Raw genomic sequence first — 23,057 nt, forward strand, 5'->3', positions numbered from 1 at the left:
TAAAAAAGTAAATATATAACCTTTTCGCAACATTTTGAGATAAATTTGAGTTACTTGGCTTGCCGTTTTAAGATCGTGCGATAAAAAATCAGGCTAAATTTAGCCCAAAATCTCCCCGATGAAAAACAGCGCCGACATCGCAAACGTGCAGAGCGCGACGACCTTTAGCTGTCCGTCGAAATCGCGACACTCCCGCACTTTCGAGATAAAAAATAGGTGCCAAACAAGCGGCGCAAAGCTAACTGCGTAGAGTAGTTTTACGCTCGGCTCGCCGTGTAAAAACGAGTAGCAAAGCATCAGACCCGCTCCGCCCGCGATCAGCGCGTAGTGGTAGCGCTTAGCCGCGCGCAGTCCGATACGAACGGGGATTGTGCGCTTTCCCTTGAGTGCGTCGTTTTGGATGTCGCGCATATTGTTTAGATTTAGTACGGCCGTGCTAAGCATACCGCATGCGCACGCAGGTAGCAGCAGCGCCGCATCGAGCGATTGCGCGTATAAAAAGTACGAGCCCAGCACGCTCAAAAGCCCAAAAAACAAAAACACGAAAACGTCGCCAAGCCCCTTGTAGCCGTATGCGTCCACACCCACGGTGTAGCGGATCGCGGCATATATCGACGCGCCGCCTAGCGCCAAAAATAGCAGTACGAGATAAAATCGCTCGCCGAATGCCAAAACGCTTAGCGTTAGGCTCGAAAATGCCGAAAGCAGCGCCGTAGCGACGATGACGCGCTTCATCTCGGCCGCGCTCATCTGTCCCATTTGTATCGCGCGGCGCGGTCCCAGTCTGCCATCGTCGTCGGTGCCCTTTACCGCGTCGCCGTAGTCGTTGGCGTAGTCGCTTAGCACCTGAAACAGCAGCGTCGTAAGCAGCGCTAGCGCAAAAATATCCGCCCTAAACGCGCCCGCACCGTATGCCGCGCCGCTGCCGAGCAACACGCCCGAGACGCTAAGAGGTAGCGATCTAAGGCGAGCGGATGCGTAAAGAGCTTTTGCAGTTATCATTTTTTGCCTTTTTTGATTTTTAAGTGCCGAATTTACGGCAAATTTGAGCTCAAATTTAGCACCCGAATGCAAAAAATAATATAAATTTGACCCGGTTTTCGGGTAAAATTTGTAAATTTGACGGTAGTTTGGCGGTTTAGGATATTTGACGTTTTTGGCTTATCAAGGCGATTTAAATTATAAAACTAATAATTACTTTAAGTTTTTTTGGGATAAAATTAAATTCGTAAATATTACCGATAAGGAGAAAAGATGGAATTTTTACAGCTTTTATTAGTTTTGGTGGCCGTGGTAATCATCATAGCCAAACCGCAAAAAGAAAAGATCGCATTCGGTTTGGTCGTGGTCGCATGGCTGTTTATGGCGTACTTATACGTAGGGCACAAGTCGGGCAATCTGCTCACGGCAATCAATCTATAAGGAGCGCGGCATGAACGAAATCAAAAAAGCAAAATTTTTCTATGCGCTCATGTGCCTAGCTGGATTTTTGATTATCCTTTTGCCGGTAGGTATAGCAAACCTGATTTTCGGTTACGTGCTAAAAGATAGCCCGTGCACGTTGTGTTGGGGGCAGCGCGAGGCTATGATTTTTATCGGCGTGATGGCTCTTTTTATCGTTAGATACGGGCTAAAGGCTAAATACTTAGCTATGCTGCTAGTGATGACGGGATTTGGACTATGGCAGTCCTTTGCGCACTTCGGCATTCACGCGCACAGAGATCTCGATCAGGGCTTTGGGCTCGCGGTTTTCGGTATCCATACGTATTTTTGGGCCGAGGTGGTGTTTTGGGCGGTGGTAGTGCTGCTTGGGGCTATATTTTTCTTTGCGCCTAAATTTAGCGCGCTTGAAGAGGAGATGGGCGGCGATACGATTAGAAAATTCAGCTCTTTTACTCGCGCGGTCTTTATAGTTTGCGCATTTATAATCGCCTCAAACGTGTTTCAAGCTTTCGTTAGTACCGGCATCCCGCCTTATTACGGGCAGGGCGATCCGGTGCGCTTTACGCTTGATCCGAAATATATTATTTGGGACGATAGCGGCTATAAAAACCACTGGAAAAAAGTGTCGTTTTTGGGTAAAAGAGACGTCGCCGCGCCTGATTACGCCTTTGCCCCGGCCGGCGAGAAGCTGGGAGTGAAATTTGACAACGATCCAAACAACGCTCCGCTAAAAGCCGATGAGAGCTTAACTATCGCGTCTAAAAAAGAGATCGATTTTGCTAAGCCTATAAATTCTCTTGATTTTATAAACGGCGAATTCGTCGCTAGCTCAAAATGGGAAGTCTTTTTCATGGATGAAAATTTCAAGGTCGCGAGCGATTTTGAGATCGATCCGTACTTTTCGGCGACGGTCGATCCGATCATCGGCGTGATACCGTTTATGGGCGATAAATACATGCTCATGGGCTCAAACAAGACGCTTTTGAGATTTGCAAAAAATCCTAAGGCTGACGAGGCGCTACAGTATGCCGACTTTATGCGCGGTAATGATAAATTTGAAGGGCAAGGCAAAGGACTTGGACGCGGCAGAATCGACACCGTCAGAGCTAAATTTAACCACGTAGCAAGCATCGCTACCGATGGGACGTATTTTTATCTAGCCACCGTACCTAACAACAAAGACGCGCAGAAGTTCGTCATATCTAAAATTTTACTGAGCGACCGTACGCTTTCGGGCGAATTTACGCCAAAAGCCGCACTCAAAGATGGCGAGAGCCTGGGCGATCTTTACGTCACGTCGATGGCTTACAAAGACGGCCTACTCTACGCGCTTAGCAAAAATCATAACGTTATCGCGATCATCGATCCAAAAAACGAGGAGATCGTAAAGACGCTTGCTTATCCGAGCGAGATAACAAACGCTAGAAGTATATTCTTTAAAGACGGCGCGATGAATATTTTATCCTATCAGGACGGCAAAAATACGCTTTATCAGCTAAACTAAATTTGGCTGTAAAGTTAAGCGTTTTGGGGCGATTTTTACGATGGATCGCTCCGTCTCCGTTACAGCGTCTGTGCTTAATTTTTAGCGCAAAAATCCTAGCGTTAGGCGTTAAATTTATCAAATTTCCACTATTTCTCGCCAAAACTCAATTGCATTATCATCGCCGGTTTGGACGAATTTAGCTATTTCTTCCGCGCTCGGTACGGCGTTTTTGCTTAGTCGCGCGATACCTATACTAGCAAGCGCTCTAAAAAATCTCTCAAAATCGCTAGCGACGCGCCTGCCGCAAAGCTCTTCGTCTCCAATTAGCCACGCATAAATCGAACCGTCAGCGCAATCAAGCAAAAAAATCCACGGGTCGCCCACGGCAAAAACTATCAAATTTGCAGGACGCGCCCCGCCTGTCCACCATTTGCCGCCGTATTCGTCGGTGCCGTTTAGCCGCACAAGCTCGCCCGCGTAGTCGCCGCCGATACCAAAGCGTACGTTGCAAACTTCAAATTCGCCCAAGTCAAATTTACAAACCAGGCGCAAAAACGCAAGCGGAAATTTGACGCCGAGAGTTTCTTGCGCTTTTTCTAGCACCCGCATAGGCGCGTTAGAGTCGCATTGCGGCGACAGTCTCATGCCCGTTATGCCCTCTTGCTCCAGAGGTAGGTAGATCTCGTCTAGCTCGCGAGCGATTTGGTCTAGTTCTAAAAACATGTCTTTTCCCGCATCTAGTTTATCTGAGATTTTTTGTTTCGGTTTTTATGATTTCGCCGTTTTCGCCGTAAAATTTCGTAGTCGCCGCGCCCGCTTTTGCGTCGGTTACGACCTCTTTTACGAGCTCGCCTTTTTCGTTAAATTCTTTTTGTATTTTAACTGCTTCGTTTAGCGGCTTGCCGACCGATAGGCGCTGGTCTATCACGCTTTTTAGCTTATCGTTTGGGTAGAAAAACTCAAAAAGCAGCGGGTCGCCGCCTAGCTGGTATGTGCGGCTATTTAGGCGTCCGCTGTCGTCGTATTTTTCAAAAGTCGTTTCTTTTCTGCCCGTTTGGACGCTAATGAATTCCTTATACGACGGTTTGCCGTCTTTGCGATATTCGGCTATGTTATTTTCGGTAAAAAAGCCCAAATTTGCGTCGAAGCGTTTTGTTTTTCGGTACAGTTTTAGCGCCTCGCCCGCATCAAAATCCTCCAGTAGCTCTTTTTCTAGCCCGCTCCACAGGCACCTTTCGGCCGTGAACGCAGGCGCGTTTCGGTGCTCTTTTGAGTACACTTCAAGTAGCACCCAGCGCTCGTTTTTGCGGACGACGAGCGAGATTTTTAGCTTCGTAGAGGGATCATCGGGGATCTTGCGCTTGTACTTCTCGTCCGCTTCGTCGATGACGTAGCGATTTAACTGCGTGCCGCTCGCGTCTAGCCAGGTGATGTAGAGCCTGTTGCGTATTTTGCCGTTTTCGTCCTTTTTGCCGTTGCGTAGGTCGTATTTAAAAAATATCTCATAGGTTGCGATTTGCTCGTTGTTTTGCTGCCGGGACTCGTAGTTGCCGCCTGCTTGTAGCGAAGTCGCGCAGGTCAAAACGATAAAAAACCTTAATAAATTTTTCATCTATCTCCTTAGGTTTTGCGCTTATGTTGCGGCGGCGACCTTGCGTAAAATTTTGCTATACGTATATTGCCCGCTCGTCAAATTTGCCGCGCTTGTCTGTGTGGGCAAATTTGACTTATCGCTTTTGGCCGTTTTGCCGCGATTTTTACCTTGCCTGCGCCGCTTGAGCGCGCTAGCCTTTTACTTTAAAATCGCAAAGCCGATACCGACTTTATCGGTGTGGCGGTTGTAGTCAATGAGGCTCTCGCCGTATCCCGTGAAGTACTTCACGTAGCCGTAAACGCCGCTTTTCCCAAACGGAAACAGCCATCCAAGCTCGCCTGCGCCGCGGTTTGTTTTATCAAAATGCAGGTTGTTTCGCACCATCGCCGTAAAGATGTGTCCGCGGTAAGGCAGGGCGAAATTTATATCCATGTTGCCGAGGTATTTTTCGATGTCTGGGTTATCGTCGCTACCCTTGCTCTCAGGGATGCGCGCCCACGCTCGCGGGATCACGACGAGGCTACCGGCGTAAAGTTTGGCCTCGAGATAGACGCGGTTCCACGAGCGCGACTTCTCGCCGCCCTGGCCGTTACTCTCGTGCAAAAGTCCAGCGCGCAGGTAGTCAAGGCTCGGTAGCGCCTCAAATCTCATCGGGACGGTCACGAAAATCTCGGGGCGGTAGTTTGTCTCGCGAAACGGCGTAGAGGATTTAGCCGTCTGCCACCACGAGCTTTGCGAGTAGCCGGCCGAGATCGTTTCGTTCATGTCAAACACGTCGTAAAAAAGCGGCTTTTGCAAGCTGATCTGAAAAGCGGTCTCAAATCTACGCCTACCCTCAACGTCGTTAAACGCGTAGGTTGCCGGCAAGAGGTAGTTTAGGTGGTGCATTTTTAGGCCCAAAATTTCATCCACGTCGTATGCCTCGCCGCTTTCAAATTTCGCTTTCGGGCGCTCTTTAGAGGCGATCTTTTGCTCCTCTACGGGCGCGTCAGCTACGCTATCTGAGGGCGCTATCACGGAGCGCTCCATGGCGGCCGTTTCGCCGTCCTCGTCCGTAAATATCGCCTTTTTAGCCGCTAGTTTATAAAGCTGAAGGGCTCTTGTTTTGTCGCCTTCGTATTCGAGCTTTGCGGCTGCTTCGTAGAGGCGCTTGGCTTCGTCTTTAGCGGTCGGCTCGGTTAAATTTTTAGCTGCATTTTCAGGCTGGCCGGCTAAATTTTGCTTCGCCGTTTCCGCCTGGGCGGCTAGGGCTAAATTTAGCAAAATAGCCAGCAAAACGATAATTTTTTTCATATTTTTCCTTCTTTTAAGGCTTGTTTGTAATCTGCCTGGTAGTTAATGTTAAAAAACTCGTCTTCGCGCACGAATTTTACGATCTTGCAGCAGCAGCGGCTACGCAAAAGCCCGATCTTGTGCTCGCCCGCGGCAAAAAGCTCGCCCGCGGCGTTCGCTAAATCCCCGCTAAAAAACCCGCAAAGCGAGTGCGTATGCGACTCGTCCGCAGCGATGACCATATCGTATTCGCGGGTAAATTTATATAGTTCGCGCACGCACTCTTCGCTAACAAAGGGCATGTCGGCCGGGACGATAAAGACGCTTTCGTTTGGGAAATTTTTAAGGATACTATAAAGCGCCAGCATCGGAGAAAAGGCGTCCGCGCTTAAATTTGCCGTATCTTGCGAGCAAATTTGAGCAAAGCTTGCCTCTGCGCCCTCTTTGTCGCTCGCCTCGGTCAAATTTGACCGCGAGAACTCCTCTGGGCTAGCGTCTTTTATGAGCGGTAGGGGCGGGTTAAATTTGTCAAATTTGGAGCTAACGAATACGCGCTCGAAAATCCGCCCGAATTTATGCGCTCCGTAGTGCGTGAGCGTCGCAAATCCGCCAAAAGGCAGCAGCGTTTTGTCGCGGCCCATTCGCGAGCTTTTGCCTCCGGCTAAGATGACGCATGTTTTCATTTTTTTCCTTAAGCAAAATTATAAGGCTAACTTTAGCTAAAAACGGCTTTGATTTACCAAAATGCGCCTGCCGCACGCCAAAAAATAGTATAATGCGGATTTTAAAGGAGAAAAAATGAGCGAGAAAAATTTACAAATTTTAGGCTGGATAGGCACGTGCCTGTCGGTCATTATGTATATTTCCTACATCCCGCAGATAATGGGCAATCTTGAGGGCAACAAGACGCCTTTTATCCAGCCTCTAGCCGCAGCGATAAACTGTACGATCTGGACTAGCTACGGCCTGCTAAAGGCAAAAAGGGACTACCCGCTAGCGGCTGCGAATTTGCCTGGGATAATTTTCGGACTTTTGGCGACGATAACGGCGTTTTAAAGGGTAAAAGCCGCTAAATTTACCGATACGGCGAAGTTAAATTTGATATTTTTTGACGCAGGTTTCGGCGAATCAAATTTGCAAATTTGACTTCAAAGTTTGAATGCAATTTTTTGTATCGTTTTGCCGCTACAAAAGATCGTAAATTTAAATTTTAGTTTCTTTTTGCTGTATTTTTAATATCTTTATTTTCTTGTTAAAGGGGAAGGGGCTTAAATTGCGCTCTGCTTTGTAGTTGTGAAGCGTAGCTGAAGCAAAAGAGCTCCCTTTTGTATCCACCTTTCTCTTTTTCTTGGGTGGCGGAAGGGGTTTTACTTCGCCTACGGCTCGTAACTGCAAGCAGACCTACTTACGGTCTGCTTGCAGTTACGAGTGAAGTAGAGGGTCGCCCCTTCCGCCACCCAAACCCCCACCCACCCCACTGCACGTGAGTTGTTGCTGCACTGCGTGCAGGTCTAAATTTGGGGCTGTCGCGCCTCACGTTTTTAAATTTACGTTTTCAAAGTGCGGGTCTCGGTAACTCAAATTTACAAATTTGAAGTCAAATTTAAATGCAAAAAGTTAAGGCGTAGTATTTTTTCTTTTTACTTCGCGCAAACACTCGTAACGCTCTGCTTGCAGTAGCGAACGCAGTGAAGCTAAACTTCGCTACGAGGAGACGAGGCGAAAACGACGGAGGCGAGGGAGCGGACTAGTAGTCCGTAACCAAAGCCAACCGAGTTTCTAACGAGGTATAAAGGAAAAAGACAAGCCGCTAAATTCTAAAGATCGCGCGGATCGGCAATTTTGCCTGCGACGGCGCTAGCTGCAGCGACAGCCGAGTTTGCCAGATACACCTCGCTCGTGCGATCGCCCATGCGGCCGACGAAGTTTCTATTCGTCGTGCTCACGCAGCGTTCCCCAACGCCTAAAATCCCCATATATCCGCCCAGGCACGCGCCGCAGGTCGGGTTGCTAACAACCGCGCCAGCCTCGGCAAATATATCCATCAGCCCCTCTTTTTGCGCTTGCAGGGCGATTTTTTGCGTCGCAGGCGTGATGATGAGGCGGGTTTTGCGCGCTACCTTGCGGCCTTTTAGGATTTCAGCCGCGATGCGTAGATCGCTTAGCCTGCCGTTCGTGCAGCTACCGATAAAGGCCTGATCGATGGCGATGTCGTCTTTCACCGCTTCGCGCACGCTCTTGCCGTTGCTAGGCAAAAACGGATAGGCGATCACGGGATCGAGCTTGCTAACGTCGATTTCTAAAATTTGCTCGTAGCTCGCGCCTTCGTCGGAGTAGTGCAGCTTCGGCTCGGCGCGTAAATTTTTACCTTTTAAAAACTCTTTCGTAGTTTCATCGACCGCGATGATGCCGCTTTTGCCACCGGCCTCGATCGCCATGTTGCACATGCTAAAGCGCCCGTCCATATCGAGGCTATCTATCGTCTCGCCCGTAAACTCCAGCGCTTTATACAGCGCGCCGTCCACGCCGATGCGGCGGATGATCTCTAGGATGAGGTCCTTGCCGTAGACGTGGCGGTCGAGTTTGCCGCGAAAGATCACTTTGATAGTCGGCGGTACCTTAAACCAGTTTTTGCCGGTTATCATCGCATAGGCTAGATCGGTGCTGCCCATACCCGTGGCAAAGGCTCCCAGTGCGCCGTGCGTACAGGTGTGGCTATCGGCGCCGATGATGACGTCGCCAGGGACTACGAGGCCTTTTTCGGGCAGTAGCGCATGCTCGATGCCCATGTCCTTTTCGTCGAAATAATTTTTCAAATCGTGCTTATACGCAAAATCGCGGCTGATTTTGGCTTGGTTGGCGCTTAGGATGTCTTTTGCCGGGATATAGTGGTCCATCACGACGCTAAAGCCGTTGGGATTAGCTAGCCTTGTCGCGCCGCTTCGCTCAAACTGCTTGATGGAGATAGGAGTCGTGATGTCGTTGCCGATGACCATGTCGATGTCGCTTTCGATGATCTCGCCCGCGAAAACCTCGCGCCCTACGTGCTCGCTGAAAATCTTTTCGGTGATGGTTTGCTTTGAGTTTTGCATAAATTTTCCTTTTTTGCGGATGCCGCGCGTTTTTAAAATTTAGCGATTTTAGCGAAAAATGGATAAAAAGAGATTGAGATTAAAATTTGAGCGCCGCAAATACGAACTCGGTTTGGCTAAATAGCGCAGTGCGCCGCGGATTTAAAACCGAATTCGGCGTTTTTAGGATACGGGTTTGGGCGAGTCAAATTTGAAGCGTAAATTTGCAAATTTGATTAAATTTGACTTCAAATTCGAGCGTAAAACGATAAGGCGAAGTTTAAATTTGAACAAAAAGGGTCCAGCGGAAATATCGCACGGCTAGGCTAGGCGGTTTTAAAATTTAAGCGTGCGCTAGGCACATAGCCTGCGGAGCGCCAAATTTTAAAACCCTCTGCTCGCAGTTGCGACCAGAGGAAAGCAAAGCGACGTATAGTTGGGCGAGATAACGCGTTAAATTTTAAAATTTAACGCTAGCAGTCAGCATAAACTGCCTCGCATACCCCGGCTGTATCGGTATGATATTAGCCTGCGTGCCGGTCGATGAGGACGTATAATAAAGCTTGTCGGTCAAGTTTTTGACGTTAAACGAGAAATTTGTCTCGTAGCCCGCGATCTTGGTGTCGTAGCTGATAAATGCGTCGTAAACGACCGCGTCGTCCATCTTAAAGCCTGTTCCTGCCGGCACGGCCGGTAGATTCGTCCTCATGTAGTAGGTGTACCATGAGCCAAAGTACCTCGCTCCGCCGCCGATCCTTAGGCCTTTTGCGCCTAGATGGCTAAAGTCGTAGTTAGCAAAGAGGCTGGCTTGGTGCTTAGGCGTGGCTTCTAGCGGTTTGCCTACTAGCACGGCAAACGCGCCGCTATCCTTGCGCACCTCGGTTTTAGTGTATGCGTAGCTAGCGCCCACGCTTAGCCCTTGCGTCACGCGGCCGTTAAAGTCAAACTCAAATCCTCTCGAGCGCGCCTCGCCCACGGGCGTACTTACGCTATTTACGGTGCGCATGATGTTTTTCTTATCGATGTTAAAGACCGCCGCGCTAGCCGTTATGCTATCGTTTTGAAATTTAGTTCCAAGCTCTATGCTTTTGCCTTCTTCGGGTTTTATGTCGCCGATGTCGCCGTTCATAGCCATTTGCGGGTTAAAGCTTTGCGCGTAGTTGGCGTAAACGGACCACTCGGGCGTTAGCAGGTATAAAAGCCCCGTCTGCCACGTAAATTTGCCGTCTTTTTGGTCGGTGGAGTTTGGGCCGCTAACCGTTCCGCGCGCGATTTGCCTGTAAAATTCATACCTCGCGCCCAAAGAGTAGATCAAATTTTCGGTCAAATTTATGCTATCTTGCGCGTAAAATCCGATCGTTTTTAGCGTTTGATACTGGATGCCTGACTCCCTTACTGTCGGCAACCCGACTCTGCCGTAGATTGGATTATAGATATTGATATTTAGGTGGGTGCCCGTGTCTCTTAGACCGCCCGGTCGGTAGCGATAGTAGCTTTTAGCGTCGATGCCAAAGAGCAAGTTATGCTCTATCTCGCCCGTTTGCGCGTAGCCGTTTAGCGTGAGCGAGCCCGCGTGCGTGCGGTGGATGAAGCCGTCGTAGTATTCGTTTCGCCTAGTCGCCGTGCCCGTGTTTAAATTTACGTTCATTAGCCTGATGTGGCCGTATTCGTGCTTTGAGCGCGAAAATGCGTAAGCGCCGCGCAGTAGCCAGTCCTCGCCGATATTTTTCTCAAAATTTACATCCACCGTATCAAGCGTCGTTTTTAGTTTATTAAACGGCTCGTCAAGGCGTCTTTTCTTGTCTATCGGCAGTAGCTTGCCCGTGCTTGGGATGAGGTACATACCGCGATCGATCGGATCGATTGATTTAGAGTGAGCGTAGGCGAAATTTATGCGGTAATCATCGCCTTTATACGAAAGAGAGGGCGCGAAAAGCTCGTTTTCTACGCTGCCAAACTCCCTCCAGTAGCGCTTTTTGCTTTTGTCGAATATAAATCTATACGCAAAGCCGCTCTCAGCAATCGGCCCCGTGGCGTCAAAGCCCGCGTTCCAGTAGGCATGGTTGCCGATACCCGCCCAAATTTCGTTTGAAAAGTCGTATTTTGGCTTTTTAGTGACCATATTTATGATACCGCCGGGCTCTTGCGCGCCGTAGAGCAAGCTAGAGGGGCCTTTTAGCACCTCGACGCTTTCTACGGTTTTGTTAAAGCTATGCATGACGCTAGCAGGCACGCCGTTTCGCATGATCGAGCCGTCGCGTCCGCCGCCAAAGCCTCGCTTAATGATCGAGTCAAAGATGCCGCCAGTGGTGTTTCCGTAGCTAACGCCGCTCACGTTTTGAAGGCTCTCGGCTAGAGTCTCGGGTTTTTTATCTTTTAACTGCTGCTGGGTTACGACATTTACCGTCTGCGGGATCTCTAAAATAGGCGTATTCGTTTTGCCTACTTCGCTGGTTTTAGCGCGGTATCCGTCGTCCGCTCTCTCGCTAACTTCGACGCCTTGCAATGCTACGTCGGCGGCGAAAATTTGAGTTAAAAGCAGCGACGAGGCCGCTAAACTTAGGCTAAATCTGTTCATTTATTTTTTCTCCGTTTTAAAATACATTATCATTATATTATTCTTACGCTTAAAATTCGGCCTTATTTTAGGCTATAATTTCGGCTATGAAATACGCAAATTTAAAACAAATACAATCTTTTCTAGGCAAATTTAAAAAAATAACCGCAATCAGACGCGCGGGCGATATGGCGATATTTATCGAATTTGACGGCGAGCTCGGGCTGTTTTTCGACCTTAGCAAGTCTGACTCTGCGATCTACGCAAATCCTGATTTTCTAAACGTAAAAGAGTACAAAGCGCCCTTTGACGTCGCGCTTAAAAAGAGGTTCTGGGGGGCGAAAATTTTAAATTTAAGCGTGCCCGAGGGAAATAGAATTTTAAAGCTGGAGTGCGAATTCCAAGGCTCGTATAAGAGCCTAGCCTCAAGCCTGTTTTTGGAGTTTACGGGGCGCTTTACCAATGCGATCATCACGGACGAAAAGGGTGTCATCGTTGAGGCTTTGCGCCATATAGATAATAATTTTCGCGTGATAAAACCGGGGCGCGAGCTGCTTGAGCTGCCGCCTGCAACGATAAAAGAGCGAGAAATGCCGCCGATAACAGATTTTGAGCGGTATTTTAGCGAGGAATTTAAGCGGGTAAATAACGCAAAGCTAGAAAATCTTCGCGCCGTAAAATCGGCCGCGATAGAGCGAAAAATGCAAAATTTAAGCGAGATTTTATCGGGGCTTGAAAACGAAGCGGATCTAAATGCGCAAAGCGAAATTTTAAGCAAAAACGCGGGGCTGATCTTATCAAATTTACACGCGTTAAGGGACTACGAACGCGAGGTAACGCTAAATGATTTCGAGCGAGGCGAGGTGAGGCTCGTGCTGGATGATAGCCCCAAAATCGCCGCAAACGCGATGTTTGCCAAAGCAAAAAGGCTAAAGCAAAAGGCGGCGGGCTTAATCATCGAGCGGCAAAATTTGACCGAAAAGCTGGAGTTTTTATCAAATTTACAAACGCTCGTAAATGAAGCGAAAAGCGCAGAAGAGCTAGAGATCCTAGCGCCTAAAAAAGCCCGCGCCGTAAAGCAAAAAGAGCAAAATCAAAACGTCGAGGATTTTTATATCGAAGGCTATAAAATCAGTATCGGACGCAACGAAAAAGGCAATGTCTGGCTGCTAAAAAACTCGAAAAAAGACGACGTCTGGATGCATCTAAAAGACCTACCGTCCGCGCACGTCATCATCAAAACCGCAAAAAGCGCTCCCAGCGAGGAAATTTTGAGATTTGCGGCAAAAATTTGCGTAAATTTTAGCGTCAAAGGCGGCGGGACGTACGAGGTTGATTTTACCAAACGTAACAACGTCAAAATTACGAGCGGCGCAAATGTAAATTATATTAATTTTAAGACGATATTAGTAACAAAGCACGACTAAAAGGAGGCGAAAATGGCTGTAACACCCCTTGGCAACACGATTTTTATCAATCAAAACGTAAATATGGTCTCAAACAAGGTCGCCGACGTCCAAAATAGATTTGACTTGCAAAACCTCGCCGCCGCATCGCTAGCAAGCGACGAAAAACAAGAGGTCTCCGAAGTGCGACCGACCGAGGAAACCTACAAAATCGACCCCAAAAACGAGCACGAAAAGCAAAAAGGCAGGCAGGAGCAAGGCGAGCTCGCCTCGGAGCAAAAAGGCGAAAATTCTGACGACGAAGACTCCGAAGAGCACGTCGCGGCTAACGACTTTCCGCAGGCGTCGCAGCTTTTTCATCATCTTGATCTTAAAATTTAAGCTTGCGGGCTTAAATTTGCCGCCTCGCTCGGTAAAATTTAACCCAAATCCGCCAAATTTGTTGGCTTTTTTTAATCAAAAATAAAATTTAATACAAAACCTTCAAATTTAACCGTCCTCCAAAGCCCGCAAAGGTAAATTCGCCTCAAATTTCAGCGCTTTTAAGCGAAAATTTTATACAATTTTACTCAAAAAAGGAAAAATCATGAAAACGCGTATAATCACCGGCATCGCGCTATTTGCGGTAGTTTTGGTCATCTTTTTCGTCGATAGTTATCTGTTAAATTTCGCCATTTTAGGCTTCGTGCTTTACGCGGCCTTTAGCGAAGCGCAAAAGCTTTACGGCCTGCAAGGAAACTCCCTTGCGCTCGTGGCGGTTATTTTTTATATGCTTACGCCCTTTTCAAACCCCGCATTTATCGCTATTTTAGCGGTCTTGCTCGTGGTTAGTTTCCTCGCGCACTTTAAGAGCGAAAATTTAACGCCCGTGCTGCCGTTTTTGTATCCGATGACGCCTATTTTTCTCATCTGGATGCTTTATTCGCTTTATGGCGTCGGCTACTTAGCGTGGCTGATTTTAACGGTCGTGGCGTGCGATAGCGGGGCGTTTTTCGTCGGTAAATTTTGCGGCAAGCACGCCTTTAGCCAGACTTCGCCGAACAAAACCTGGGAAGGCGTCGCAGGCGGTATCGCCGTGGCTACGGTCTTTGGCGCGGGCTTTGGCTGGGTGCTGACCGATAGCTTTTGGCACAGCCTCATCACGGCATTTTTGGTTGCGACTTTCGGCGTTTGGGGCGATCTTTTTGAGAGCTACTTAAAGCGCCGCGCGGGCGTCAAAGATAGCGGTACGCTGCTGCCGGGTCACGGCGGTATGCTTGACCGCATCGACGGCTATCTTTTCGGCGTTGCCGCGATGCTCTGGACGCTATCGTGGTAGTGTTGGGCTCGACGGGCTCGATCGGGACGAATACCCTAAATCTAGCCCGCAAATTCGGCCTTAGCGTCGAGGCGATGAGCTGCGCGTCAAACTACGAGCTTTTAAACGAACAAATCGCCGAATTTAAGCCTAAATTCGTCTGTATCGCCGAGTCCAAATTCGCGAAATTCGTAAAGCACAAACGCGTTTTTACGGGCGCACAGGGCATCTGCGATATGCTAAAAGAGTGCGAGAGCGAGCGCGTCGTAAACTCTCTGGTCGGCTTTGTGGGCCTTGCTCCGAGCCTGGCCGCGCAAAAGCTGGGCAAAAAGCTGGCGCTTGCTAATAAAGAAAGCCTCGTCGCGGGCGGCAAATTTTTAGACAGGGGCGCGATAAATCCGGTAGACAGCGAGCATTTCGGGCTTAAATTCTTGCTCGCCAACAAAACCCCGGTCGCTAGGCTAGTCATCACGGCCTCGGGCGGCGCCTTTTACAAAACCCCGCTAAAAGCCCTAAAAGACGCCCGCGCAGCTGACGCGCTAAAGCACCCGAACTGGAGCATGGGCGCAAAGATCACGATCGACAGCGCGACGATGGCGAACAAGCTTTTTGAGGTGCTGGAAGCCTTTTGGCTCTACGGCGTGCGGGATATCGAGGCGCTCATCGAGCGCACGTCCACGGTGCACGCGCTGGTGGAGTTTGCCGACGGCTCGACTACGGCGCATCTATCCAAAACCGATATGATTTTAGCCATCGCGCATGCGATTTTGGGCGAGGGCGGAGCGCTAAATTTGAGCGCCGCCGATGTGCAAATCGTGCCGAATTTGGACCTAAAAACATTGAAAAATATAAAATTCGGCGAGATAAATTTAAAAAAATATCCTATCTTTTCGCTAAAAGACCAAGCTTTGCAAAACCCGGATCTCGGCGTTGCGATAAACGCCGCAAACGAAGTCGCCGTGTATAAATTTTTGCGCGGCGAATGCGGATTTTTGGACATCTCGCGAACGGTTTTAGCTGCTGCAAAGAGGTTTGAAAACGAGAAGATAGAGAGCGAGAGCGGGTTATTTGAAGTGGATTTGGAAGTGAGAGCGTGGGCGGAAAACTCGCTTAAATAGCGGCTTGTCTCGCGAGCGCTTTTCCGAGATTTTGCAAAATTTTCGCTCCGCAGGCTATATGCCTAGCGCACGCTCAATTTTGCTTCAAAACTCGAAAAATTATCTCACGATACTTCGCCTTGACTCTTTTACGTTCAAATTTGAAGTCAAATTTTTAAATTTTGTATTCAAATTTTACTCACCGAGACCCGCACCCTGAAAATGTCAAATTTAAATTTTCGGCGCGACAGCGCCAAATAAACCTGCACGAAATGTAGCAACTTCTCACGTGCAGTGGGGTTAGAGAGGGCTTCTGCGTTGCTTCGCTAGCAGCTGCAAGCAGACGGGAGAGGGTCTGCCTTTGACAGTTATAAGCGCAAAGTGCGAAGTAAAGCCCCTTCTTCTCCCGAAAAAAAGAAAAAGGGAGTTCTTTTGCTTCAGCTACGCTTCGCCTTGTGCTTAGCCGCACTTTGTTTGCTACTGTTAGGACGCACTCTCTTTGAGAGCTGCTGGCAGAGCGTAATTCAAGCCCCCCTTCCCTTAACAAGAAAGATTAAATTGCGCAAAAACTCTAATTTATAACGCTAAATTTAACCAGGCTAAATTTGGCATCTTAAAGGTGCAGGTCTCGGTGGGTAAATTTAAAATTCACTTGAAAAATTTGCTTAAAACGACACTTTTTCGTCGCCGTAATCCTTGCTAATATGTTATAATTTTGCGAATTCTAAAATCGCTTTGTGTTTAAATTTGGCTGCAAAACAAGACAAATGCCGCAAATTTCAAGAATCAAAAAATAAGCCGTAAAATAAAAAGAGGGAAAAATGGAAAAATACGAAGGCTACAATCTAAGGTTCAAAGACGCTCTCGTCGGCGTGCAGTTTCTATTCGTCGCGTTTGGCGCGCTCGTGCTGGTGCCGATATTAACGGGGCTTGATACGTCCGTGGCGCTGTTTACGGCGGGCATTGGCACGCTGCTGTTTCAGCTAATCACGTGCAAAAACGTCCCGCCGATCTTTCTCGCATCTAGCTTCGCGTTCATCGCGCCGCTTAGCTTTGGCGTGAAGGAGTGGGGCATCGCCGCGACGATGGGCGGAGTGATCGCGGCAGGGCTTTTTTACGTGGCTTTGAGCCTGCTCATTAGGCTCAAAGGCGAGGGCTTTTTGCATAAAATTTTACCGCCCGTGGTCGTCGGCCCCGTCATTATGACGATCGGCCTCATCCTCTCGCCCGCAGCCGTAAATATGGTCATGGGCAAGGGCAAAGAGGCGCTCTATACGCAAGGCCAGTCGCTAACCATCGCGCTCATCTCGCTCTCGGCCGTTATCGTCGTTATGATGTTTGGCCGCGGCATGCTGCGCCTCGTACCGATACTTTGCGGTATCGCGGCTGGATACTGCGCGTCGCTGTTTGCCGGCATCGTGGATTTTACGCCGATTCTAAATGCGCCGTGGTTTGCGCTGCCAAATTTCACCGCGCCGGTTTTTAAGCTCGAAGCGGTGATCTACATGGTGCCTATCGCTATCGCGCCCGCGATCGAGCACATCGGCGATATGCTTGCGATCAGCAACGTCACGAAGGAAAATTTCCTCAAAAATCCGGGGCTTAAAAGCACGCTGCTGGGCGATGGGCTTGCGACATCGCTAGCAGGCTGCTTTGGCGGACCGCCAAACACCACTTACTCGGAGGTCACGGGCGCGGTCAGTATCACGAAGGCCTACAACCCCGCCATCATGACCTTTGCTGCGCTTGCGGCGATACTACTCGCCTTCGTGGGCAAGCTCGGCGCCGCGCTCTCGACGATCCCAGCTCCCGTCATCGGCGGCATCATGCTGCTGCTTTTCGGTATCATCGCTAGCGTGGGCATGGAGACCCTGATCAAAAACAGCGTAGACCTAGCCGAGCCGCGCAATATGATCATCGTCGCGCTCATCTTCGTCTGCGCGATCGGCGGCATGGTGCTGGATTTTGGCGCGATGAGCTTTAGCGGCGTGGGGCTCGGCGCACTCATCGGTATCACGCTAAATTTGGTGCTGCCAAAGACCAAGCATTTTGACGGGTACTAAGTTAAATTTGCGCGGAGCTTGCGTGGTTTCGCGCGGTTGCGGGTAAATTTGAGCTTAAATTTCGGCGCCAAATTTACCCGCGGCTTTTCGCCGTCAAATTTACCGCAGCCTAAATTTTAAAATTTTCCCCGCAAACGCTTTTAAATTTCTAACGTTTTAAACTAGCAAGATATATAATTGCCTTATGAAAAAGGCGAATAATTTAAGCAAATTTGATAAAAAGGCGCTAAAGCTGCTCTTTGCGGTACTTTTCGCGCCGCTCTTCGTCTCGCTCGTTTTTATCTATGAACTATCGGCGTATGATAGCTCGCGCGAGCTGCCCGCAGGCGCGCAAAAGATCGGTAGCAGCGATTACTACAACATCGGCGGCAAAATTTATCTACGCTCTTGGAACCTCGCTCCTTACGAGCTAGAGGGCGGCGCGGACGCGGCGAGCTTTCGCGCGCTTGATACCGGCAGATACTCCTACGCAAACGTCGGTATGGACGCTAGTAACGTATTTTGCGGCGCTCGCAAGATGACGGGGCTAGATCCCGCTCGCACGCAAAAGATCGGCTCTCGCTACTACAGCGACGGACGCGTGAGCTACTTCTGCTCGGACGTCACGCAGCGCATGGGCGGCGCGATAAGCTACATTTATAAAGTGTTTTTCCATGCGTTTGGGCTCTCCAAGTGGCCGCAGGAGTACAACTATCCCTACGCTAGACTTGATACTAGCGCGCCTATATCGCCGCTGACCGAGAGCCCTTACGTCGCCACGGACGGCGAGCGGGTCTTTTACGAGGGTAAAATTTTAGCGGGCGCGGATGCAAAAAATCTAAAACAGATAAGGCTAAAAATCATACACGAAGACGGCTCCGGTTCGCCCGCGCACTTTCGCCAGGTCGATCGGTGGCTGAGCGACGGACGCAGCGTTTATGCGGACGGCGAGAGGCTAAATTTCACCCCTAGCGAGCAGATGTATCTCGTGGAGCCAAACGCTGGCATAGAGTTTCTTTACGATCCGAAGGCGGGCGCGGTGCTAATGAACGGCGAGAGATTTGACTCCGCAAACGAGCCCTATACGCCGCTAAATTTTCAGAGCGGGCATCAAGAATACATGCTGTTTGCGAGCAAAAACGGCATATTTTATCTAAGCAAGGATAAAATTTTAAATCGTCCGCGCGGCAGCGGCGCCAAGGGCCGGCTCAAAGACGCGTTTTGGTACGCGTATTATAAATTCGGCACAGACGCCAGCCGGCTAAGCGCGCTAAAAAGGGCGGGCGACAATCCGTTTAAAGGCGCCGTGCGGCAGATTTCGGAGAAGCTTTTGAAGGACGACGCGGGATTTTACTATCTAAATTTCTACTCGCATAGCGTTTACGTCACGGGCCGCAGCGGCAGGCATCTGGATAAGCGGACAAATTTCATCGAGCTGCGAAAGATCACGCTAGACGTGCATGATGATGAGGTGATGACGCAGATCGCGGACGAGGCGGCGCGAAACCCCGAAATGTCGCGGCAGGTCTTTACCGCGCAGGACGTGGAGTATGAAAACGGCGCGGCCTTTTATATGTATTGCCTCGCGGCGGTTTTATTGCTCGGAGCTTGGATTTACAGCTACCTTAAAAAGCGCAGCTTGCGACGCGGTTAAATTTACCTCAAATTCGCTCTAAATTTCCGGCTCCTTTACCGATTTATTACGATTTCAGGCTAAAATCGCAGTGAAAAAAATCAAAAGGAAATCCAATGGAAAACAAAATCATAAATAGCGTCAGAGGCGGCTTTTGGACGAAGCCGGTTATTATATTCGTCTTGCTTTTGCTGCTACTTATCCCGCTAGGTTTCATCAGCTCGATGATCTCTGACCGCGCCTACGTCAAGCGAAGCGCCGAGGAGTCCATCATGCAGCCAGTCGGCGGCGAGCTTAGGATCGAGGGTGTTTTGATCTCGGTGCCGTATAAAAAGCAAGCGGCGATCTACAACGAAAACGGCGTAGCGGCGGTATCGCAGACAACCGAGCAGATCATGATAGCACCGCAGTCTTATGAGCTATCGACCCAGCTAAATCCTCAGTATCTAAAGCGCGGTATCTTTAGCGTGCCCGTTTTTAACGGCGACGTTGCGCTAAAAGCCAAATTTGCCCCGCTAAATTTCGAGCAGCTAAATATCAAAGAAAGCGACGTTTTGCTAGGCGAGGCGACGCTGATTTTAGGCGTGGGCAGCAAAAAGACCTTTACCGCGTTTCCCGCACTAAAAGCAAACGGACAGGATCTCGCGCAGTCTTTTGCGCCGCCTAAATACTCGCCCTTTGCCCAAAGCGTCCACTACAAACTACCCGCAAATTTAGCAAACGGCGGCTTTGAGCTAGCGGGCGCGCTATCTATGCAGGGCGGGCAGAGCGCGAGCTTCGTTCCCGTCGGGCAGGATAATAAATTTGACGTAAAATCCTCGTGGAGCTCGCCGTCTTTTAGCGGCGGCTGGCTGCCTAAATCGCGTGAAGTTACTAGCAGCGGCTTTAACGCGCAGTGGGAGATTTCGGGCCTTAGCACCGGCGTCCCGCAGGCGTGGATCATGGACGGCAGGCGCGAGATGGGGCTAGAGAGCGTCGAGGCTAGCTTCATCAGCCCCGTAAACAACTACTCGCTCATCGCGCGCTGCGTGACCTACGCGATCTTGTTTTTAGCGGTGCCGTTTTTGGCAATCTTTTTGTGCGAAATTTACAGCCGCGCCCGCATCCATCCGATCCAGTACCTACTCATCGGAGCAGCCGACGTGCTGTTTTACCTGCTCGTGCTTTCGTTTTCCGAGCATATCAGCTTCCTAGCCAGCTACCTCATCGCGGCCGCAGCCGTCTGCGCGACGATACTTTTTTACGGCTCGGCGATCTTTCGGGCGCGCAAATGGGGCGTATTTATCGCGCTCGTACACGCCGTTAGCTACTGCTTGCTCTACGGCATCTTGCAGTCCGAGGACTACGCGCTTTTAATGGGCAGCGTTATGATATTTGCGGTGATAGCGCTGGTGATGTATTTGACCAGGAAGATAGATTGGTACGAAAACGGGCTGAAAATTTAGCTCTTTGCGGCTTGTCTTTTTGGTTTATACTTTGTTGGATTTGAATTTTGCTCGGTCACTACCGACGAGGTAGCTCCCGTCGCAAAATTTCAAATCCGCCTCGTCTAAACGCAAAAATACTTCACCCCGACTTCCCTTGCTCAAATTTGTAAATTTGAGTCACCGAGACCCGCACCTTGAAAATGTAAATTCGTTACACTCAAATTTAACTAAAAACCCGCGACGCTTTGCGTCAGCAAAGCTGTGTCGCCACCTCTCACGTGCAGTGGGGTTGGTGGGGGTTTGGGGGCGGAATGGGCGACGCTTCGTAAGTAGAAACCCCTTCCGCCACCCAAGAAAAAGAAAAACTAAAAAAAATTTAGAGAATCTTAAATTTGACAAAACTAAAATTTAGCACCTTAAAGATGCAGGTCTCGGCAAGTAAAATTTAAAAAATTATACAAATTTAACGCTATAATCACGCTCGTTTTAAAGACGCAAAAATTTAAAGGATAAAAATGAAAAATTTTCTTGCGCTATTTTTAGCGCTTAGCTTCGCCGCTTCGTCGCAGGCATTTGGCGGCGAAAAGCAGAGCTCTGCGAAGCAAAACGCTCAAATTTTACCCCCGAGCGAGCTAAAATTTACCCCGCGACCAAAGCTAAAAGGCAAACAAACGGGCGAGCTGGAGATGAGGTTTAGCTACGACGTAGAAAGGACGGGCGAGTATGATCCGGAAAGCCGCCTAGAGCTAAACAGTGTCTATGAGCGCATCTATACGCCTGAGGGCGAGACGCTGTTTTACGGTAGGCTATACGGCTATATCAAGCCGCCCTTGCATCACCCGCAAAAGCAGATCGTCAAATTTATCAAAAGCGGCCAAGAGCGCTGGATTGAGATAGATTTTTATCATGCGGACGGCATGCATAGTGGCACGCTGCAGCTGTGCTTGTGGGACGATATAAACGTCGAAGTCAAGGAGGCTTTTGACGAAGGCAACGTCGCGGGACTATATAAATCGAGCAATAAATTCGATGTGATGCTGGGTATCTTTTCTGATAACAATAACTTCTCCTACGCTAGCGACGGCAAACCCCGCCAAAAGCACTTTATCACGGTGCGCTCGGGGCCTAAAGAGGATTACTACGAAAACTACGACGAAAACGGCGCAATCGACAACACGAGCTACCAAAAAGACACGGTATTTATCTGGGTAAAGACGTTTTATCCAAACGGCCGACTAAAGTCGCTTAACGACTATGAAAATAAGATAGAGCGGGAGTATGATGAGAGGGGGAAAATAATAAGAGACGAGAAATTTTGAGTTTTACGGCTTGTCTTTTTGGTTTATACGTCGTTGGATTTAAATTTTACTCAGTCACTACCGACTAGGTAGCTCCCATCGTAAAATTTAAATCCGCCTCGTCTAAACGCAAAAATCCTTCGCCTTATCATTTTATGCTCAAATTTGACATTAAATTTATAAATTTGAGTTGCCGAGACCCGCATCTTGAAAATCTCAAATTTGGGTCCGTCGCAAATTTACGGCAAGCGATTTGCGCGCGTATTTTGCCGCCTTTGCTAGGAAGCGGGCCGAATTTATAACCGCAAAAGCAAAAAGCGGTAAAATGCGCTAAAAAAGGAAAATTTATAAAATGAGCGAAAATTTACAACATAGCAGTGCGGGCGGGCTGATTTTGGGTATAGAAAGCAGCTGCGACGACAGCTCGGTAGCGCTGCTCGATATCGAGACGCTGGAGCTAAAATTTCACAAAAAAATCTCGCAAGACGCCGAGCACTGCGCATTTGGCGGAGTGGTACCGGAGCTAGCCGCGCGCTTGCATACGGCTGCGCTTCCTAAAATTTTAGAGCAGATCAAAGCAGAACTACCCCGCGTCAAAGCCGTCGCCGTCACGAACGAGCCCGGGCTATCCGTGAGCCTAGTGGGCGGCGTCGCGATGGCAAAGGCGCTCGCCTCGTCGCTGCGCGTGCCGCTAATCGCCGTAAATCACCTCGCCGGGCACGTGTATTCGCTATTTTTGTCGCAGGAGGCGCGGCTGCCCACGGGCGTGCTGCTAGTTAGCGGCGGGCACACGATGGTGCTAGATATCGGCGCGGACGGGGCTGTCGGCGTGCTGGCTGCCACGATGGACGATAGCTTCGGCGAGAGCTTTGACAAGGTCGCAAAGATGCTGGGGCTTGGGTATCCGGGCGGCGTAGCGGTCGAAAATGCGGCAAAGAGCGGGCGCGAGAGGTTTAAATTTACCGTGCCGCTGCTTGGCGACGCGCGCACGGCGTATAGCTTCTCGGGGCTAAAAAATCAGGTTCGCGTCGAAACCCAAAAGCTCGCCGAAAGCGGAAATCTCGGCGCACAGGACGTTGCCGACATCTGTTTTGCCTTTGAAAATACGGCTTGCAAGCATATTTTAAACAAGCTGGAAAAGATCTTTGCCCAGCGTAAATTTGAGCGTTTTGGCGTCGTGGGCGGAGCGAGCGCGAACCTAAATCTGCGCTCCCGTTTGCAAGCTCTGTGCGATAAATACGGCTGTGAGCTCATCTGCGCGCCGCTGGAGTTTTGCTCCGATAACGCCGCGATGATCGCGCGCGCCGGACGCGAAAAATACCTGCGCGGCGAGTTTGCGGGGCTTGATCTGCAGGCTAGTCCTAGAAGCGAGCTAAAGAGGATTTAGATTCGGCTTTTGGCTGAAATTTGCTTTTTGGCTCAAATTCGGCGATT

Annotated in this window: 19 protein-coding genes; 12 read left to right on the plus strand and 7 right to left on the minus strand. The window is 49.4% G+C overall.

Annotation, left to right across the window (positions count from 1 at the left end):
• Positions 1–99: 99 nt before the first annotated feature.
• A complete protein-coding gene (gene menA / locus RWM02_RS06885; RefSeq protein ID WP_314070466.1) occupies positions 100–1,002 on the minus strand; it encodes a 1,4-dihydroxy-2-naphthoate octaprenyltransferase in 903 nt (300 codons plus the stop codon).
• 252 nt (positions 1,003–1,254) lie between these two features.
• On the opposite strand from menA, the gene dba reads away from it, so the two are divergent.
• Positions 1,255–1,422 carry a disulfide bond formation protein Dba gene (gene dba / locus RWM02_RS06890; protein WP_298086464.1) on the plus strand — a complete coding sequence of 56 codons (168 nt, stop codon included), beginning with the start codon at positions 1,255–1,257 and terminating at the stop codon, positions 1,420–1,422.
• Positions 1,423–1,432: 10 nt separating this feature from the next.
• Entirely contained in the window at positions 1,433–2,947 is a 1,515-nt protein-coding gene (gene dsbI / locus RWM02_RS06895) for a disulfide bond formation protein DsbI (RefSeq protein ID WP_314070468.1), read from the plus strand.
• A 117-nt stretch (positions 2,948–3,064) separates the two neighbouring features.
• Here the strand turns inward: dsbI and RWM02_RS06900 are convergent, their stop codons facing one another.
• The 4 genes from RWM02_RS06900 to RWM02_RS06915 form a co-directional block, all read right to left on the minus strand.
• Positions 3,065–3,652 (minus strand): SMI1/KNR4 family protein, encoded by a 588-nt coding sequence (locus RWM02_RS06900; protein WP_314070471.1) that lies wholly within the window; start codon positions 3,650–3,652, stop codon positions 3,065–3,067.
• 19 nt (positions 3,653–3,671) lie between these two features.
• Positions 3,672–4,541 (minus strand): hypothetical protein, encoded by an 870-nt coding sequence (locus RWM02_RS06905; protein ID WP_314070473.1) that lies wholly within the window; start codon positions 4,539–4,541, stop codon positions 3,672–3,674.
• Positions 4,542–4,721: 180 nt separating this feature from the next.
• On the minus strand, positions 4,722–5,816 hold the full coding sequence (locus tag RWM02_RS06910) for a phospholipase A (RefSeq protein ID WP_314070475.1): 1,095 nt from the start codon (positions 5,814–5,816) through the stop codon (positions 4,722–4,724).
• On the minus strand, positions 5,813–6,478 hold the full coding sequence (locus RWM02_RS06915; protein ID WP_314070477.1) for a molybdenum cofactor guanylyltransferase: 666 nt from the start codon (positions 6,476–6,478) through the stop codon (positions 5,813–5,815). The genes RWM02_RS06910 and RWM02_RS06915 overlap by 4 nt, the downstream gene beginning before the upstream one ends.
• A gap of 115 nt (positions 6,479–6,593) precedes the next feature.
• On the opposite strand from RWM02_RS06915, the gene RWM02_RS06920 reads away from it, so the two are divergent.
• On the plus strand, positions 6,594–6,851 hold the full coding sequence (locus RWM02_RS06920; RefSeq protein WP_002951935.1) for a SemiSWEET family transporter: 258 nt from the start codon (positions 6,594–6,596) through the stop codon (positions 6,849–6,851).
• A gap of 761 nt (positions 6,852–7,612) precedes the next feature.
• Here the strand turns inward: RWM02_RS06920 and leuC are convergent.
• Positions 7,613–8,887, minus strand: coding sequence for a 3-isopropylmalate dehydratase large subunit (gene leuC / locus RWM02_RS06925; RefSeq protein ID WP_314070480.1), 1,275 nt, complete (start codon positions 8,885–8,887; stop codon positions 7,613–7,615).
• 439 nt (positions 8,888–9,326) lie between these two features.
• Entirely contained in the window at positions 9,327–11,444 is a 2,118-nt protein-coding gene (locus RWM02_RS06930; protein ID WP_314070483.1) for a TonB-dependent siderophore receptor, read from the minus strand.
• Between the two features lie 86 nt (positions 11,445–11,530).
• Between RWM02_RS06930 and RWM02_RS06935 the strand changes: the two genes are divergently transcribed.
• The 9 genes from RWM02_RS06935 (at position 11,531) to tsaD (ending at position 23,010) form a co-directional block, all read left to right on the plus strand.
• Positions 11,531–12,850 carry an NFACT RNA binding domain-containing protein gene (locus RWM02_RS06935; protein WP_314070485.1) on the plus strand — a complete coding sequence of 440 codons (1,320 nt, stop codon included), beginning with the start codon at positions 11,531–11,533 and terminating at the stop codon, positions 12,848–12,850.
• A gap of 12 nt (positions 12,851–12,862) precedes the next feature.
• Positions 12,863–13,210 carry a hypothetical protein gene (locus RWM02_RS06940; RefSeq protein ID WP_314070487.1) on the plus strand — a complete coding sequence of 116 codons (348 nt, stop codon included), beginning with the start codon at positions 12,863–12,865 and terminating at the stop codon, positions 13,208–13,210.
• 205 nt (positions 13,211–13,415) lie between these two features.
• Positions 13,416–14,147 (plus strand): phosphatidate cytidylyltransferase, encoded by a 732-nt coding sequence (locus RWM02_RS06945; protein ID WP_314070488.1) that lies wholly within the window; start codon positions 13,416–13,418, stop codon positions 14,145–14,147.
• Positions 14,141–15,244 (plus strand): 1-deoxy-D-xylulose-5-phosphate reductoisomerase, encoded by a 1,104-nt coding sequence (dxr, locus tag RWM02_RS06950; protein WP_314070490.1) that lies wholly within the window; start codon positions 14,141–14,143, stop codon positions 15,242–15,244. Before RWM02_RS06945 ends, dxr begins: the two co-directional genes overlap by 7 nt.
• Before the next feature lie 800 nt (positions 15,245–16,044).
• The gene (locus tag RWM02_RS06955) at positions 16,045–17,286 is read left to right on the plus strand and encodes a uracil-xanthine permease family protein (RefSeq protein ID WP_314070492.1); all 1,242 of its coding nucleotides are present in this window, start codon (positions 16,045–16,047) and stop codon (positions 17,284–17,286) included.
• A 184-nt stretch (positions 17,287–17,470) separates the two neighbouring features.
• Entirely contained in the window at positions 17,471–18,919 is a 1,449-nt protein-coding gene (locus RWM02_RS06960) for a DKNYY domain-containing protein (RefSeq protein WP_314070494.1), read from the plus strand.
• 95 nt (positions 18,920–19,014) lie between these two features.
• Positions 19,015–20,343: a cell envelope integrity protein CreD gene (gene creD / locus RWM02_RS06965; protein ID WP_314070497.1), complete on the plus strand. Its 1,329-nt coding sequence runs from the start codon at positions 19,015–19,017 to the stop codon at positions 20,341–20,343.
• Between the two features lie 497 nt (positions 20,344–20,840).
• Positions 20,841–21,644, plus strand: a complete 804-nt coding sequence (locus tag RWM02_RS06970; RefSeq protein ID WP_314070499.1) for a toxin-antitoxin system YwqK family antitoxin — start codon at positions 20,841–20,843, stop codon at positions 21,642–21,644.
• Positions 21,645–22,011: 367 nt separating this feature from the next.
• Positions 22,012–23,010, plus strand: a complete 999-nt coding sequence (gene tsaD, locus RWM02_RS06975; RefSeq protein ID WP_314070508.1) for a tRNA (adenosine(37)-N6)-threonylcarbamoyltransferase complex transferase subunit TsaD — start codon at positions 22,012–22,014, stop codon at positions 23,008–23,010.
• Positions 23,011–23,057 lie beyond the last annotated feature (47 nt).

This window comes from Campylobacter showae (assembly GCF_963515975.1).
Classification (GTDB): Bacteria; Campylobacterota; Campylobacteria; order Campylobacterales; family Campylobacteraceae; genus Campylobacter_A; species Campylobacter_A showae_F.